Raw genomic sequence first — 14,911 nt, forward strand, 5'->3', positions numbered from 1 at the left:
TGTGTCAGCGCCATCCAGCCCCGCCGGCGACGTCCCGGTCTGGAAGCGGCCGTGGCTCGGCGGCGACGGCGCCCGCGGGCTCGGCGCGCTGCTCGTCTTCATCGCCCACATCGCGTTCGCCGAGTCGACCTACGCGCGCCTGCAGTGGGACGGGCTGCCGGGGCGCGACGTCTACGAGATCTTCGGCGGCGAGCTGGGGATGCGCTCGGTGCTGGCGCCGGCGCGGCTGGTCAACCTGTTCTTCGCCTTCTCCGCCTACCTGCTGGCGCGGCCGTTCCTGGCCTGGGCGCTGGGGCGGGTGCAGCGGCCGAGCACCTGGCGCTTCTACGTCCGCCGGGCGCTGCGGATCCTGCCCGCCTACTGGGCCCTGATCGCGCTCCTGATCGTCTGGCTGGTGGTGATGAAGGGCGGACCGCTGGAGGCCTGGCGGACGGTCAAGACGCTGCTGCTGCTGGAGGGCGGGCTCTCCCACGCCGGCTTCGACTGGGGCTGGGCGGCGCCGCTGGAGCCGGCCTGGACGGTCCGGGTCGAGGTGATCGGCTACGTGCTGCTGCCGCTGATCGCCTTGGGCTGGTGGCTGCTCGGCCGCCGCTTCGGGATGGCGGGGCTGGTGGCCGGCGTCGCCTTCCTGACCGTGCTGACGCTGGCGGTCAAGTTCGGCAACTCGCAGCTGCTCGACGGCCCCGGCCTGCTGCAGTGGATGTTCATCCCCGGCCTGGTGGTCGCGCTGGTCGAGGCCCACGGCCCGCTCCAGCAGCGGCTGGCCGGCTGGCGGCGCGGGCCGACGCTGTGGATGACCTTGGCCGCGTTCCTGCTGCTGATCGGGTCGGAGCCGGCCGGGACCCAGATCACCACCAAGGCGATCGAGGGCGTCGACCTCCAGTCGCTGCCGCCGGACGTGGCCACCGACCGGATCGAGGACGCCCTGCGGCTCGGCTACGCGGTCGGGGTGCCGATGCAGATCGTCGGCGCGACCGTGCTGCTGCTGGGCCTGATCGCGCTCGAGTGGCAGGGCGGACGGCCCCCGATCAAGCTCGACAGCCGCGTGGCGCGCTGGTTCGGCGAGCGCTCGTACAGCTTCTACCTGGTCCACTTCGCCGTCCTCGGGGCGCTGCTGCCGCGGGTGCTGCCGGACGAGAAGGGCGTCGTCGGCCTGCTCGGCCTGGGCGTGGTCGCGTTCGCCGTCTCGCTGGCGCTGACCGTGGTCCTCTTCCGGTTCGTCGAGACCCCGGGGATGCTGCTGGCGGCCAAGCTGACCGGCCGCCGCCCGCCCGGGCCGCTCCAGTTCCAGCGCGAGCACCCGGCGAGCGACGGCGCCCCGCCCGGCGAGCGGTCCTAGCGCGACGCCCCGGGCACCCAGACCCGGAAGCCGTCGACCACGACCGGCTCGCCCGGCAGCGCGCAGATCTGCTCGGGCGGCAGCCCGGGGCCGATCGCCACCGTCCGGCCGGCGGCGAAGCCCCGCTCGATCGCGGCGCAGTCCGCCACGACCCGCCCGCCGGGGCGGCCGTAGGGCCCGAGCGACCAGGCCGGCGTGCCGCCGAGCGCCAGCACCGGCTCGGCCGGCACCGGCGCCGCGGCCGACGCGACGATCCGGGCGTGGCGGTCCCACAGCCCCGGCACCTGGGTCAGCAGCAGCACCAGCAGCACCGCGCTGACGGCCGCCACCAGCGGCGTCCGCAGCACCAGCCCAGCCAGCGGCGACCACGGCAGCAGCAGGCCGAGCACGGCGGCGGCGATGCAGACGCCCCAGAGCGCGTGCTCGCCCGGCACGACGAAGATCGCGGGCGCGTCGGCCGCGACCGCGTCGAAGCCCAGCCACAGCTGCGCGGTCAGCGTCGCCAGCGCCGCGGCCGTCCCGGCGATCCGCCAGCGGGGACCGGCGTCGCGCAGCAGCGACCAGCCGACCGCCGCCAGCAGCGCCCAGGCCGGCAGCAGGTAGCGGACCGCGCCGACGGCCAGGCCCGGCTCGCTGGCGATCCCGGTCGCCGGGGCGACCGTCCAGGCGGCGCCGCCGATCAGCCCGCAGACGCCCAGCACCCGTGCCGCCCCGCGGCCGCGGACGACGCTCCAGAGGGCCAGCAGCGTCAGCGGGATCAGCGGCCAGGCGTAGCGCAGGTAGCGGTCGCCGGCCAGCTCCCAGAGCGCCTTCGGGTGGTCGAGGAAGCGGGCGTCGACCTGGTCGATCACCGGCGGCACCGGATCGCCGAACGACGACGCCATCAGCGGCCACGAGGGGTGACCGTGGAGCAGCAGGTTGCGGGCCAGCCAGAGGCCGCCGACGAGCAGCCCGGCAGCCAGCCCGAGCAGCCAGGCCCGGTGCGCCGTCAGGTGCGCCCAGAGCGGCCGCCGCAGCCGCCAGAGCGCGACCAGCGCCACCAGCACGCCGCTGGCCGCGGTCGTCTTGACCCCGACCGCCAGCAGCGCGGCGACCGTCCCGACCAGCACCCCGTCGAGCGACGGCGGCCGCTCGTCGTCGGCCCGCCAGCCCGGGCCGATCGCGTCGACCACCAGCGCCACGCCGGTCGCGGCCAGCGCCGCGGCCATCAGGTCGTTGCTGACCTGACCGGCGCCGGCCAGCGCCGGGATCGCCAGCACCACGCTCGCCACCGCCCCCCAGGCCGCGCCGGCGCCGCCGCCGAGCCGCCGGGTCAGGGTCCAGACCGCGACCGCCAGCAGGCCGACCGAGAACGGCGCCAGCAGCGTCCCGACCGCGGTCGCGCCGGTGACCGCGATCAGCCAGCCGGTGGCGACCTCGAAGCCGATCGGGTAGGCCTCGATCGGCAGCCCGTCGACGACGTGCGGCAGGCTGGCGAGCGCGTCGCGCGGCTCCCACGCCGCCGGCAGCCCCAGGTGGTACAGCAGCCCGTCGTAGCCGAGCACCGGCTGGTGGACCATCAGCCAGCCGAGCACCGCGACCGCGACCGCGACCGGCAGCGCCAGCCGCCGCTCGTCGAGTGCCAGCGGCCGCGGCGGCGCCGACCGCGGCACCCGCCAGAGGACCAGGCCGGAGAGGACGACCGCCGCCGCCCCGCCGACGGCCGCGATCCCCAGCGGCACCAGCAGCGTCGCCAGCCCCGCCAGCTGGACGCCGAGCCACAGCCAGACGACGGTGGCCAGCGCCCGCGGCAGCGGCTCGGGGCGGACGGTCCGTCCGGCCAGCCGCCAGGCCGCCGCGCCGAGCAGCGCGACGATCGCCAGCCCGCCGATCGTGTGGACCAGCCAGGGCACGGCGGCTCACCGCCGCGGGCGCCGGGCGACCGCGACCAGGTCCAGGCTCGCCGCCGGATCGTCGGCGGTCAGGAAGAAGTCCTCGGCGGTGATCGCGGCCGCGCGCTCGTCGCCGCCGCGGCGGGTGATCGTCAGCGCGCTGTCGTAGGCCAGCCGCAGCGCCCAGCGCGGCATCCGGTGGCGAAACCCGAAGCGGTCGAGGTTCAGCAGCCGCTCCATCCGCGCCTTCTCGCCGTCCTGGAACTCCAGGTAGCGGGGCGACCCGTGGAGGCCGAGGATCTCGACCTCCGCGAACCACGGCTCGACCAGCGCCCGCAGCGTCTCCGTGTCGTACTCGATCTCGTGGTAGGGATCGACGATCTCGTCGGCGCGGGCGAAGGTCAGCCGGTTCGGGGTCACGAGCACCGCGACGCCGTCGTCCTGGAGCACGCGTGCGATCTCGGCCAGCGCCTGACCGGGGCGGGTCACGTGCTCGATCGAGTGGACCGAGACCAGCGAGGCGAAGCGGCCGCTCCAGTCGGCGGGCAGCTGGCGCATGTCGTGGACGTGCGTCTCGCGCTCCTGGCCGCGCAGCGCCTCGGCGCTGACGTCGACCCCGATCGTCGTCCGCGGGGCCAGCTCGCGGAACGAGTGGCCGACGCCGCAGCCGAGGTCGAGCACCGGCCCCTCGGCCGGCAGCCGCTCGGCGATCTGGCGGTAGGCCGCCACGTGGCGCTGGAAGGTGGGGTTGAACGCGCCCTCGGGCGAGCTGACGCGTTCACCGGTGACCAAGGGTCCGGGCACGGGGCGGGATGCTAGCCCGAGCGGCCTCAGCCGGTCGGCAGCCAGACCTGGAAGTCGTCGACCACCCGCGACGGCCCGGCGAGCTTGCAGGCCGCGCTCGGGGCCAGCAACGCCGGGATCGCCACCACGTGGCCCTCGCGCTGGCCGCGCTCCAGGTCCGGGCACGCCCCGACCAGCCGCCCGCCGGGGCTGCCCGTCTCCCCCAGCGACCAGGCCGGGACCGCCGCCAGCGAGAGCACCGGGCGGTCGCCGCCGTCGGGCGGGACGCCGGTCTCCAGCAGGTCGGCGTGACGCGACCAGAAGCCCGGCACGCTGACGATCAGCGCCAGCGCCAGCACCAGCCCGTAGGCCGTCAGCGGCCGCTGCCCGCCCAGCCGCACCGCGACCGCCGGCCGCCAGCTCGCGAGCGCCAGCACCACCAGCGCGACCGCCAGCGCGATCAGGCCCTGCTCGGCCGGGGTCCGGTCGAAGGTCGCCCCCAGCCAGCGGTCGCGGGCCACCGCCAAGAGCGTCACCTGGACCACCGTCACCGCCACCGCGGCCACCGCCAGCGCCCGCCGGGCCGTCGCGCCGGTCGGCCGCAGCGACCAGACCGCCGCCGCCAGCAGCACCGTGCAGGGCGCCAGGTAGCGGACCGCGCTGGCCGAGAAGTCGGGGTTGGTGACCCCGTTCAGCGACGCGATCCCGGTCGCCGGCGCGACCGTCCACGCCAGCAGCCCGAGCACCCCGCCGACCGCCACGATCCGCCGCAGCGGCGTGCCCCAGCGCAGCACCGCCAGCGCCAGCAGCCCGAGCAGCGGCACCGGCCAGGCGTAGCGCAGGTAGCGATCGCCGGCCAGGTCGATCATCGTCCCCGGGTGCGACAGGAAGCGATCGACGAACGGCTGCACGTAGGGCGGCACCGGATCGCCGAACGAGAACGACATCAGCGGCCACGCCGGATGGCCGTGGAGGACCGCGTTGCGGGCCAGCCAGACCCCGCCCGCGGCCAGCGACAGCGCCAGCGCCGCCCACCACCAACGGCGCGCGCGCAGCACGGCCCAGACCGCCTGGCGGTCGCGGAAGGCCAACAGCAGCACCACCAGCACCCCGCAGGCGGCGGTCGTCTTCGTCCCGACCGCCAGCAGCAGCCCGCAGGCCCCCAGCAGCAGCGCCGCGACCCCGCCCTCGCGATCGAGCACGATCCCGTCGTCGGGCCGCAGCCGCCGCGCGCCGTCGACGGCCAGCGCTGCCCCGACCGCGACCAGCGCCGCCGCCGACATGTCGGTCGCCGACTGGGTCGCCTGGATCACCGTAGGGATGCTCAGCAGCGCGCACGCCACCGCTCCCCACGCCGCCGTCGGCGACCCGCCCAGCCGCCGCGTCAGCAGCCAGGTGCCCAGCGCCAGCGCGCCGAAGGTCAACGGCCCGACCAGCAGCCCCGCCGCGGTCGCGCCGAGCAACGCGATCAGCCAGCCGCTGGCCAGCTCGCCGCCGACCGGATAGGCCTCGATCGGCAGCGTCTGGACCACCACCGGACGACCGCCGAGCGCATCCTCCGCCGCCCACGCCGCCGGCAGCGGCAGGTGGTAGCCCATCCCGTCGAGCCCGATCGCCGGCCGCAGCAGCCCGAGCACCGCTACCACCACGGTCAGCGCCGCGACCGCCCACAGCATCGCCCGCGCCGGCCCGTCGAGCGTCCGATCCGCCCGCCCCGCCGGCACCCGCCACAGCACCCCCAGCGCCAGCAGCACCGACAGCACCGCCACCACCGCCGTCGTCCCGCCCGGCAGCAGCTGCGTCGCCAGCCCGGTCACCTGGACCGCCAGCCACGTCCACACCAGCGTCCCCGCCACCCGCAGCGCCCCGTCGCCGCCGGCGCTGCGACCGGCCAGCCGCCAACCCGCCGCCACCAGCAGGCCCAGCACCCCGAGCCCGACGACGGTGTGGACCCAGAACGGCATCAGGGCGCGGGCGTCCGGTCCAGCAGCGGCTCGCCCTCGGCGTCGCGCAGCCGCGGCGGCGGCACCTGGCGGGCGGCCGGGACGAACCGCTGGTCGCGCCAGATCCGCGCCCGGTGCAGGTTCAGCCGGACGCCGATCCACATCGCCTTCAGCGCGTAGACCGAGGCGGCCCGGAACTTGATCGAGGAGGCCTCCTCGAAGTAGCGCGTGCGGCAGGGCACCTCGACGATCGGAACCCCCATGTGGGCCGCCTGGTAGAGGACCTCGCTGTCGAAGCTGAAGCCGATCGCGTTGCGCAGCCAGGGCAGCTCCAGCAGCAGCTTGCGGCTGTAGGCGCGGTAGCCGGTGTGGCACTCGGCCAGCTGCGTCCGCATCATCTTGTTCTGGAGCGTGGTCAGCGCGCGGTTGGCGTACCACTTGATCCGCGGCATCCCGCCGGCCAGCGCGCTGCGGGCGTCGGGCAGGAAGCGCGAGCCGAGCACCAGGTCGGCGCGGCCCTCGACGATCGGCCGCACCATCGACGGGATCAGGTCCGGCGCGTACTGGCCGTCGGGGTGGAGCATCACCACGATGTCGGCGCCGCGCTGGAGGGCGTGGAGGTAGCAGGTCTTCTGGTTCGCCCCGTAGCCCGCGTTGTGCGGGTGCCAGAGGGTCGAGATGTTCAGCCGCTCGGCGACCTCGAGCGTCTCGTCGGTCGAGGAGTCGTCGACCAGGATCAGCTCGTCGACCCACTCGCGCGGGATCGCGCCGACCGTCGCCTCCAGCGTCCGCGCCGCGTTGTGCGCGGGCATCACCACGATCGTGCGGTGGTTCGGCGCTGCCTCGCTCATCGCTCCCCCTTGCGTGCCTCGACGTAGATGCCGGCGCCGCGCCCGTCGGCCGCCTCGGCGACCGCGGCCCACGCCGCCAGCGGCAGCAGCGCCGCCGCGACGACCCCCGTCCACGCCCGCCGCAGCGGGCCGATCGGCCGCTGCCGGGCCGAGGGCCGACGGACCGCATCGTAGAGATCCGCCGTCGCGGGCACCCGGCCCACCAGCCCGTGGAGGGCGCAGAAGACCGACTGCCCGGCCCGCAGGTGACCGATCCGGCCGACCGCGAAGCCGTCCTCCTCCAGCCCCCGGCGGAGCGCGGCGGGATCGAAGTGGACCAGGTGCCGCGGCAGGTCCCAGGCCAGCCAGCGGTCGCCGAACGAGCGCGCCTGGCGGCTGCCGGCGTTCGGGCAGGCGATCAGCAGCACGCCGCCGTCGGCCAGCAGCCGGTGGGCCTCGCGGACGGCGGCCCGCGGCTCCGGCAGGTGCTCGATCACGTGCCAGAGGACGACCGCGGCGGCGCCGTCGGCCGGCCGCTCCAGGTCCTCCAGCCCGAGGTCGAGCAGGTCGGCGCGCGCGGGACCCTGCTCGCCCCCGCGCTCAAGCCCGATCGCGGAGCGGCCGCGGCGGGCGAGCGCGTCGACCAGGTGGCCGTCGCCGGCGCCGACGTCGACCACCGGCCCGCGGGGGGCGATCCGGTCGAGCCGGCGGGCGATGCTGCCGCGGGTGACCCGCAGGATCGCGTCGCCGGGGCCGGAGAAGCGGCCGCCCTCGGGCCGGTACCAGCTGGCGTAGGCGGCGTCGAGCTCCGCGGCGTCGGGCCACGGCCAGGTCAGCTGGACCCCGCAGCCGCGGCAGCGCACGCGGCGGCGGCCGGCGGCGACGGCGGTCGCGGTCGGGGCGTCGCACCAGGGGCAGTGGGCGGGGCCGCTGGCGTCCGCGCTCGGGGTCGTCGGCACGCGCCGGATCGTAGATGGCGACGGGCGCGGGCGGCCCGCCGGCGGGCCCCGTCTGCCACCCTGTCCGACCCGTGTCCGGTGCCCCCGCCCGCCCCGTCCCGTCCCCCGCCGAGCCGTCCGACGACGACGCTCGCGGGCCGGTGCAACGGCAGTTGCAGGGAGTTCTCGCACCGTCCGACCCGGGGCCTACCGTCGAGGGCATGGTCTCCTCCGCGATCGCCGATGCGCGGGTGGGCGGGTTGCTCAGCTCGCACCACCCGCTGGGGACCTCGACCGGCCACCTGACCGAGCTGCGCGGCCAGTGGGACATGCTCGTCACGCGCGCGTTCGACGTCTCGACGCTGGCGGTCGAGCTGGCGGCGCTCTCGGAGCCGGAGTTCCTGAGCCTCTGCGACTGGCTGGCGGCCAGCCGCCGCGAGCTGCCGTTCCGCTTCCTCAGCGTCCACGCGCCGACCAAGCACCGCGAGCTGCCGGAGTCGGCGCTGGTCGAGCGCCTGCGGGCGCTGCCGGCGGTGGTCGACGCGATCGTCGTCCACCCCGACGCGATCGAGCGGCCGGAGCGCTACGCCGCGCTCGGCGCCACCGTGGTGCTGGAGAACATGGACGCCCGCAAGGCCGACGGCCGCACCGCCGACGAGCTGGAGCCGTTCTTCGCCGCGCTGCCGGAGGCCGGCTTCTGCCTCGACGTGCCCCACGCGCAGTCGATCGACCCGTCGCTGGACGAGGCCCAGCGGCTGCTCGACGCGTTCGGCGAGCGGCTGCGCCACGTCCACCTCAGCTCGCTCGACGAGCACTGCCACCACGTGCCGCTGCGGCCCGCCGACGAGGAGGCGTTCGGCCCGGTGCTGCAGCGCTGCCTGGACGTGCCGTGGATCCTCGAGGCGCCGCTGCCGCCGCGCTGAGCGGGGGCCGATCGGGGCGCCGCGAGCAGGAATCGCGGGCCCGGAGGGGTACGTTCCCGCGTGAGCGACACCCCGCACGGCGCGCTGGAGCGCCTGGCCGAGCACGGTCGGCGCGGCTTCCCGCACCTGCTGGAGGCCCGCCGGCGCACCGAGCGCGACCTCGCCGCGACCCAGCGGCGGCTGGCCGACGTCCCGCTCGACCCGGGCGCCTCGATCGTGCTGATGGGCTCGTGGGGCCGGCGCGAGCGGACGGTCGGCAGCGACGACGACTTCCTGGTGCTCGTGGCCGGCGACGAGCGGCCCGGCGCCCGCCCGGCGCTGGCCGACCTGGAGGGCGTGCTCGGCGCCGGCGAGGCGAAGCCCGGCACCCAGGAGATCTTCGGGACCCAGGTCTTCGTCGAGCCGCTGGCCAGCAACATCGGGCTCGAGGACGACTCCAACAGCAACCTGACGCGGCGGATGCTGCTGCTGCTGGAGTCGCTGCCGGTGCTCGGCCCGGAGGCCTACCGCGAGGCCTTCGCGCGGGTGATCGACGGCTACCTGGCCGGGCAGGCGAAGGACTACCGGCCGCCGCGGTTCCTGCTCAACGACCTGATCCGCTACTGGCGCACGATCTGCGTCGACTTCGCCGGCAAGGCCCGCGCCGACGAGCGCAAGTGGGGCCTGCGCAACGCCAAGCTGCGGCTGAACCGGAAGCTGCTCTTCGCCGGCGGGCTGGTGCCGGTGCTGCTCTGCCACGAGCACCGCCGCAGCGAGCAGCGCGAGGTCCTGATCGACCAGCTCCAGGCGCCGCCGACCGACCGCCTGGCGCAGGCCTTCCTGCGCTTCGACGCGGCCGACGCCGGGGTCCGCGCGCTCGGCGCCTACGACCGCTGGATCGGGCTGCTCGACGACCAGACGGTCCGCGACCACCTGACCGGGCTGACCCGCGACGCCGCCGCCGAGGATCCGCTCTTCCGCGACGTCCGGCGGATGGCCAAGGAGTTCGAGCAGGGCCTGCTGGCGCTGCTCTTCGAGACCCCGCTGAGCCCGCTCGTGCGCGAGTTCGGGGTCTTCTAGCGCCCCCGCGCCCGCTCGCGGAGGGCGTCGAGCTGCTGGCGCGCGACGCGACCCAGCCGTCCCCCGGCGGGATCGTCGGCCAGCTGCCGCAGCGCCTCGCGCGCGGCCGGGGCGGGGATCGTGCCGAGGGCGAGGATCGCCTTCCGCCGCGGCTCGCTGGCGACCGCCGGGTCGAGCGCGATCGCCGCGACCGCCTCGGGCACGCCGTCGGCGGCCTGCTCGTGGGCCTCGCGGACGAGCAGGATCAGCAGGTCTCCCGCGGCCCGCGCGGCGTGGGCGTCGCCGATCTGGCGGGCCAGCGCGGCCAGGTCGCCGGCCTCGCGGGCGGCGCGGGCCTCGCGGGCCGCGCGGTTGATCGTGCGCCAGGTCGAGAGCAGCCCCACGGACGCGAACGATAGGGCCGACCGTCCCCGGCCGGCGGAACTCATCACGAAGCGATGAAAATCGGCCGATCCGTTCTCGCCGCCACCGGCTGAATCGGGGCCGGATTGCGCATAGCGTGCCGAGCATGAAGCTCTCCCCCGCCACGCGCCGCATGAACGTCGTCGCCGTGGTCCTCCCCTTCGTCGGGGTGCTGACCGCGATCGCCCTGCTGTGGGGCTCGCACGTGACGTGGTTCGACCTCGCGATGCTCGTCTCGACCTACCTGGTCGGGGCGTTCGGGGTCACGATCGGCTTCCACCGGCTGCTGACCCACGGGGCGGTCCAGGCCAAGCCTTGGGTCCGCTACGCGTTCGTGATCGCCGGCTCGACCGCGATCGAGGGGCCGGCGCTGGTCTGGGCGGCCAACCACCGCAAGCACCACAGCCACACCGACCAGGACGGCGATCCGCACTCCCCGCACGTCGGCGGCGGCGAGGGCCTGCGGGGCCTGATCCACGCCCACATGGGCTGGCTGTGGTCGAAGCAGGTCGAGCACGGCACCCCCCGCCGCCACGCGCCGGACCTGCTGCGCGACAAGGGCCTGGTGAAGATCTCGAAGGCCTTCCCGTGGATCGCCCTCGCCAGCCTCGGCTTCCCGTTCGTCGCCGGCCTGGCCTACTACGGCACCCTCGGCGGCGCGCTCCAGACCTTCGTCTGGGCCGGCCTGGTGCGGATCTTCTTCCTCCACCACGTGACCTGGAGCATCAACTCGATCTGCCACTTCTCGGGCTACACGCGGTTCGACATCGACGACCACTCGCGCAACAACCCGTTCCTGGCGATCCTCTCGCTGGGCGAGAGCTGGCACCACAACCACCACGCGTTCCCCCGCTCCGCCTCGCACGGGATGCGCTGGTACGAGGTCGACATCTCGGCGCTGGTGATCAAGGGCTTCGTGAAGCTCGGCCTGATGAGCAAGCCGGTCTACATCAGCCGCGAGCGCCAGGCCGAGAAGCTGCCCGGCGGCGCCCCGGCCGGCGTCGCGGTCGAGAGCGCCTGAGCCCCCCTTCAGTCCCCCTCTGGAGCACGCGGGCGCGGCCGGTCACCGGCCGCGCCCGTCGTCGTCCTAGCGCCGCGCCGCCAGCGAGTTCAGGGCCACCGCCGCGACGATGATCGCCGCGCTGATGATGTCCTGGTACTGCGGACCGACGTTGAGGATGTTGAAGGCGTTGGTGATCAGCGCCAGCAGCAGCACCCCGAGCACGGTCCGCCAGACCGCGCCCTGACCGCCCTTGATGCTGGTGCCGCCGATCACCACCGCGGCGATCGTGTCGAGGGCCAGGCTGCCCGCCCCGCCCGGCGCCGCCTGGCCGGTGCCCGACTTCGAGACCTCGACCACGCCGGCGAGGGTCGCGGTCAGGCCGCAGACGACGAAGGTGCTCGCCGTCACCAGCGCCACCCGCACGCCCGACAGCCGCGCCGCCTCGGCGTTGCCCCCGACCGCGTAGACGTAGCGGCCGAAGCGGGTCCGCGACAGCACCGCCCCCAGCAGCAGCGCCACCAGCGCGAACAGCACCACCGGGTTCGGGACGCCGGGGATCGCCTCGCCGCGGCCGAGCCAGACGAAGCTGTCGAAGCGCGAGGCGTCGATCAGGAAGCCGCCGGTGACCGCCACCGCGACGCCGCTGAAGGCCAGCCCCGAGGCCAGCGTGGCGAGGAACGAGTGGAGCCCGATCCCCGTCACCAGCAGCCCGTTGAGCGCCCCCAGCAGCGCCCCGGCCAGGGCTCCCATCAGCAGCCCGACGACCGGGTCGACGTGCAGCGCCGCCCAGGCCGCGACCGCGCCGGCGACGGCGAACATCGCCCCCACCGAGAGGTCGAAGCCGCCGGCGATGATCACCAGCGTCGCCCCGCAGGCCGCGATCCCGATGAAGGCGTTCTGGTTGAGGACGTTCAGCAGGTTCTGGCTGGTCAGGAAGTTCGGGGTCGTGATCGAGAGGACCACGAACAGCGCCACGAAGACGCCGACGATCCCGTAGTCGCGGGCGACGCTGCGGGCGTCGCGGCCGAACGCGAACCGCGGCGCTCCCGCCGCCGCGTCGATGGTCTCCGTGCTCACCGTGCCGCCTCCATCCTGTGCTCGATGCCGAACGACGCCCGGACGATCGCGTCCGACGTCAGCTCGGCCGTGTCCAGCTCGGTCCCGACCCGCCCGCGGTGCATCACCAGCACCCGGTGGGCCAGGCCGAGGACCTCCTCGACGTCCGAGGAGACGACGACCACCGCCATCCCCTCGGCCGCCAGCCCCACGATCAGCTCGTAGATCGCCCGCTTGGCGCCGATGTCGACCCCGCGGGTCGGCTCGTCGAGCAGCAGCACCCGCGGCCGCCGCAGCAGCCACTTGGCGAACATCACCTTCTGCTGGTTGCCGCCCGACAGCGCCTGGACCGGCAGCGCCGGGTTCGGGGGCGAGACGCCGACCGTCCGCAGCAGCTCGCCGGTCGCCCGCCGCTCCTCGCCGCGGCGGACCGCGCCGAAACGGCTCAGCGACCGCAGGTGCGGCAGCGCCACGTTGTCGCGCTGCGAGAACTCCAAGAGCAGCCCCAGCCGCTTGCGGTCCTCCGGGGCCAGCGCGACCCCGGCGGCGATCGCCCGCCTCGGACGGCCGCCGGGCAGCGGCTCGCCGTCGACGACGACCTCGCCGGCGTCGACCGGGTCAGCGCCGAAGATCGCCCGCAGCACCTCGCTGCGGCCGCTGCCGACCAGTCCCGCGAGGCCGACGATCTCGCCCGCGCGGACGGCGAACGAGACGTCCTCGATCGCGCCGGCGCGGGTCAGGCCGCGGACGGCCAGCCGCTGCGGCGCGTCGTCGGCCGGCGGCCGCTTGGCCGGGAAGGTCGACTCCAGCCGCTGGCCGAGCATCCCGACCACCAGCCGCTCGACGTCGAGCCCGGCGCAGTCGAGCGTCTCGACCAGCCGCCCGTTGCGGAAGACCGTCACCCGGTCGGCGAGCTCGATCACCTGCTCCAGGAAGTGCGAGACGTAGACGATCGCCAGCCCGTCGTCGCGCAGCCCGCGGACCAGCTGGTGCAGCTGGTCGGCTTCCTCGCGGGCCAGCGACGAGGTCGGCTCGTCCATCACGATCACGCGCGCGTCGCGGGCCAGCGCCCGCAGGATCTCGACCTTCTGCTGCTCGGCGATCGGCAGCTCGGCGACGATCGCGTCGGGCCGCAGGCCGAAGCCGGCCCGCTGCTCCAGCGCGTCGAACCGCCGCCGCGCCGCCGCCCGGTCGAGCGCACCGCGGCGGACCGGCTCGGTGCCCAGCAGCACGTTCTCGCGGACGCTCAGCTCGGGCACCAGCGCCAGCTCCTGCTGGATCACGGCGATCCCGTCGCGCAGCGCCTCGCGCGGGCTGCGGTAGGCGACCGGCCGGCCGTCGATCCGCAGCGTCCCGCTGGTCGGCGGCACCGCGCCGCCGACGATCCGGCCGAGGGTCGACTTGCCGGCGCCGTTCTCGCCGACCAGGCCGTGGATCGTCCCGGCCTCGATCGTCAGCGAGATCCCCTCGAGGGCGCGGACGCCGGCGTAGCGCTTGCCGACGTCCTCCAGCTCGATCAGCGGGGGGCTGCTCACCCTTCCCACTCCGCCCGGAAGCTCGGGTGCTCGCGCAGCACCTCGCGGGTGACGTTGTCGCCGATCGGGCTGATCTCGGTCTGGACGATCCCGACGCCCTTGCGGCCCCCGCCGCGGACCGCCGCGACGGCCAGGTCGACCGCCTTGCGGGCCATCGTCTGCGGGACCAGCGCGTAGGTCTGGTACCAGCTGCCGCGCCGGACCCGCTCGACGCCCGAGCTGGCCGCGCCGTAGCCGATGATCGCCACCGCCCCGCGCGGCCGGTCGCCGAGCCCGATCCGCTTGCCGGCGGCCCGCAGCGCCCGCTCGCCGCCGAGCGCCATCTGGTCGCCGGAGGGCGAGGCCAGCACGTCGAGGTCGGGGTGGGCCTGGAGGATGTCGGCCGCCGCCTGCTCGCTCGGGCCCTGGAGGAACTGGCCGTCGGCCTCGGCCACGACCTTCACGTTCGGGGTCAGCGTCCGCAGGATCGTCGGCCGCTTGGCCGCGCCGTCCCAGGTGACCTTGCGCGAGCCGTAGAGCAGCGCCACCTTGCAGGGGTCGCGGTCGCGGCACATCGCGTTGATCCCCTCGGCGCTGATCCGGGCGCCGGCGACGACGTCCTCGACCACCGACGCGGTCAGGCCCTCGACCTGCGGCCGCGCCGTCTTCGGGTCGCTGCCGATCGGGAACTGGAGCGCGGTGACCGAGATCCCCTGGCCGATCGCCTGCTTGGCGACGGGCACCACGCCCGGCTGGTCGTTGGGCATCACCACGAAGGCGTCGAACCGCTGCGACGTGATCGCGTCCTGGATCTGCTTGATCTGGGTCGGGCCGTCGAACTTGCCGTCGAAGAACGACAGCTCGGCCCCCTTCGCCTTCGCCTCGGCCTGGGCGCCCTTGTAGGCGAACTGGGTGTAGGCGTTCTCGGCCGCGAGGCCGAAGAAGGCGATCCGTACGCGCTTGCCGGCGCCGCCACCCCCGCCGCTGCCGCCGTCGGCGCTGCCGCAGCCGCTCGCGCCGGCCACCGCCAGCGCCGCCGCCGCGACCGCCGCGCCCCGTCGCATCCGTCGTCCCGTGCTGCTCATCTCCCGCTCTCCCGTCTCGTCGTCCGCCGGCCGCGCCGGCGGATCGCCTCTCCGTGGGGCCATGTTCCGAGCCGCGCGGGGGCGCCCACAATTGGGTCCGGAGCCACATCGCCGACGGCCGCTTGGCCCACCGCAGCAGCCGCCGGCCGGGCACGACGACGAGCA

Annotated in this window: 13 protein-coding genes; 4 read left to right on the forward strand and 9 right to left on the reverse strand. The window is 75.4% G+C overall.

Going from position 1 to position 14,911, the window contains the following annotated elements; genetic code table 11:
• Position 1: 1 nt before the first annotated feature.
• Positions 2 to 1,339, forward strand: a complete 1,338-nt coding sequence (locus SH587_RS11845; protein WP_320670820.1) for an acyltransferase family protein — start codon at positions 2 to 4, stop codon at positions 1,337 to 1,339.
• Here SH587_RS11845 and SH587_RS11850 read toward each other — a convergent pair.
• From SH587_RS11850 to SH587_RS11870, 5 genes are read right to left on the reverse strand one after another with little or no spacing between them, the layout of a single operon-like run.
• Positions 1,336 to 3,231, reverse strand: a complete 1,896-nt coding sequence (locus SH587_RS11850; protein ID WP_320670821.1) for a hypothetical protein — start codon at positions 3,229 to 3,231, stop codon at positions 1,336 to 1,338. The genes SH587_RS11845 and SH587_RS11850 overlap by 4 nt on opposite strands.
• A gap of 6 nt (positions 3,232 to 3,237) precedes the next feature.
• Positions 3,238 to 4,014, reverse strand: coding sequence for a class I SAM-dependent methyltransferase (locus tag SH587_RS11855; RefSeq protein WP_320670822.1), 777 nt, complete (start codon positions 4,012 to 4,014; stop codon positions 3,238 to 3,240).
• 26 nt (positions 4,015 to 4,040) lie between these two features.
• Entirely contained in the window at positions 4,041 to 5,957 is a 1,917-nt protein-coding gene (locus SH587_RS11860) for a hypothetical protein (RefSeq protein WP_320670823.1), read from the reverse strand.
• On the reverse strand, positions 5,957 to 6,787 hold the full coding sequence (locus SH587_RS11865; protein WP_320670824.1) for a glycosyltransferase family 2 protein: 831 nt from the start codon (positions 6,785 to 6,787) through the stop codon (positions 5,957 to 5,959). Before SH587_RS11865 ends, SH587_RS11860 begins: the two co-directional genes overlap by 1 nt.
• A complete protein-coding gene (locus SH587_RS11870) occupies positions 6,784 to 7,725 on the reverse strand; it encodes a class I SAM-dependent methyltransferase (RefSeq protein WP_320670825.1) in 942 nt (313 codons plus the stop codon). The genes SH587_RS11865 and SH587_RS11870 overlap by 4 nt, the downstream gene beginning before the upstream one ends.
• 200 nt (positions 7,726 to 7,925) lie before the next feature.
• Here SH587_RS11870 and SH587_RS11875 point away from each other — a divergent pair, with 200 nt between their 5' ends.
• Together SH587_RS11875 and SH587_RS11880 are read left to right on the forward strand one after the other, a co-directional pair.
• The gene (locus tag SH587_RS11875) at positions 7,926 to 8,627 is read left to right on the forward strand and encodes a TIM barrel protein (protein ID WP_320670826.1); all 702 of its coding nucleotides are present in this window, start codon (positions 7,926 to 7,928) and stop codon (positions 8,625 to 8,627) included.
• A gap of 60 nt (positions 8,628 to 8,687) precedes the next feature.
• Positions 8,688 to 9,686 carry a hypothetical protein gene (locus SH587_RS11880; RefSeq protein ID WP_320670827.1) on the forward strand — a complete coding sequence of 333 codons (999 nt, stop codon included), beginning with the start codon at positions 8,688 to 8,690 and terminating at the stop codon, positions 9,684 to 9,686.
• On the opposite strand, the gene SH587_RS11885 is transcribed toward SH587_RS11880, so the two are convergent.
• The gene (locus tag SH587_RS11885; RefSeq protein ID WP_320670828.1) at positions 9,683 to 10,069 is read right to left on the reverse strand and encodes a hypothetical protein; all 387 of its coding nucleotides are present in this window, start codon (positions 10,067 to 10,069) and stop codon (positions 9,683 to 9,685) included. The two genes, SH587_RS11880 and SH587_RS11885, sit on opposite strands and share 4 nt — an antisense overlap.
• A gap of 125 nt (positions 10,070 to 10,194) precedes the next feature.
• On the opposite strand from SH587_RS11885, the gene SH587_RS11890 reads away from it, so the two are divergent.
• A complete protein-coding gene (locus tag SH587_RS11890) occupies positions 10,195 to 11,109 on the forward strand; it encodes an acyl-CoA desaturase (protein WP_320670829.1) in 915 nt (304 codons plus the stop codon).
• A gap of 66 nt (positions 11,110 to 11,175) precedes the next feature.
• Here SH587_RS11890 and SH587_RS11895 read toward each other — a convergent pair whose 3' ends face one another.
• Genes SH587_RS11895 through SH587_RS11905 form a run of 3 tightly spaced genes read right to left on the reverse strand, consistent with a single transcriptional unit; the run spans position 11,176 to position 14,746 of the window.
• Positions 11,176 to 12,168, reverse strand: coding sequence for an ABC transporter permease (locus tag SH587_RS11895; protein ID WP_320670830.1), 993 nt, complete (start codon positions 12,166 to 12,168; stop codon positions 11,176 to 11,178).
• Positions 12,165 to 13,682: a sugar ABC transporter ATP-binding protein gene (locus SH587_RS11900; RefSeq protein WP_320670831.1), complete on the reverse strand. Its 1,518-nt coding sequence runs from the start codon at positions 13,680 to 13,682 to the stop codon at positions 12,165 to 12,167. The genes SH587_RS11895 and SH587_RS11900 overlap by 4 nt, the downstream gene beginning before the upstream one ends.
• Positions 13,679 to 14,746, reverse strand: a complete 1,068-nt coding sequence (locus SH587_RS11905; RefSeq protein ID WP_320670832.1) for a sugar ABC transporter substrate-binding protein — start codon at positions 14,744 to 14,746, stop codon at positions 13,679 to 13,681. The genes SH587_RS11900 and SH587_RS11905 overlap by 4 nt, the downstream gene beginning before the upstream one ends.
• Between the last annotated feature and the right edge of the window lie 165 nt (positions 14,747 to 14,911).

The sequence above is a fragment of the Patulibacter defluvii genome, assembly GCF_034096925.1.
Taxonomy (GTDB): domain Bacteria; phylum Actinomycetota; class Thermoleophilia; order Solirubrobacterales; family Solirubrobacteraceae; genus Patulibacter; species Patulibacter defluvii.

Excerpts from the sequence above, each read along its gene's own strand:
- SH587_RS11860 (WP_320670823.1), bottom strand. The coding sequence starts at position 5,957 with ATGCCGTTCTGGGTCCACACCGTCGTCGGGCTCGGGGTGCTGGGCCTG.
- SH587_RS11865 (WP_320670824.1), bottom strand. The coding sequence starts at position 6,787 with ATGAGCGAGGCAGCGCCGAACCACCGCACGATCGTGGTGATGCCCGCG.
- SH587_RS11875 (WP_320670826.1), top strand. The coding sequence starts at position 7,926 with ATGGTCTCCTCCGCGATCGCCGATGCGCGGGTGGGCGGGTTGCTCAGC.
- SH587_RS11890 (WP_320670829.1), top strand. The coding sequence starts at position 10,195 with ATGAAGCTCTCCCCCGCCACGCGCCGCATGAACGTCGTCGCCGTGGTC.
- SH587_RS11905 (WP_320670832.1), bottom strand. The coding sequence starts at position 14,746 with ATGAGCAGCACGGGACGACGGATGCGACGGGGCGCGGCGGTCGCGGCG.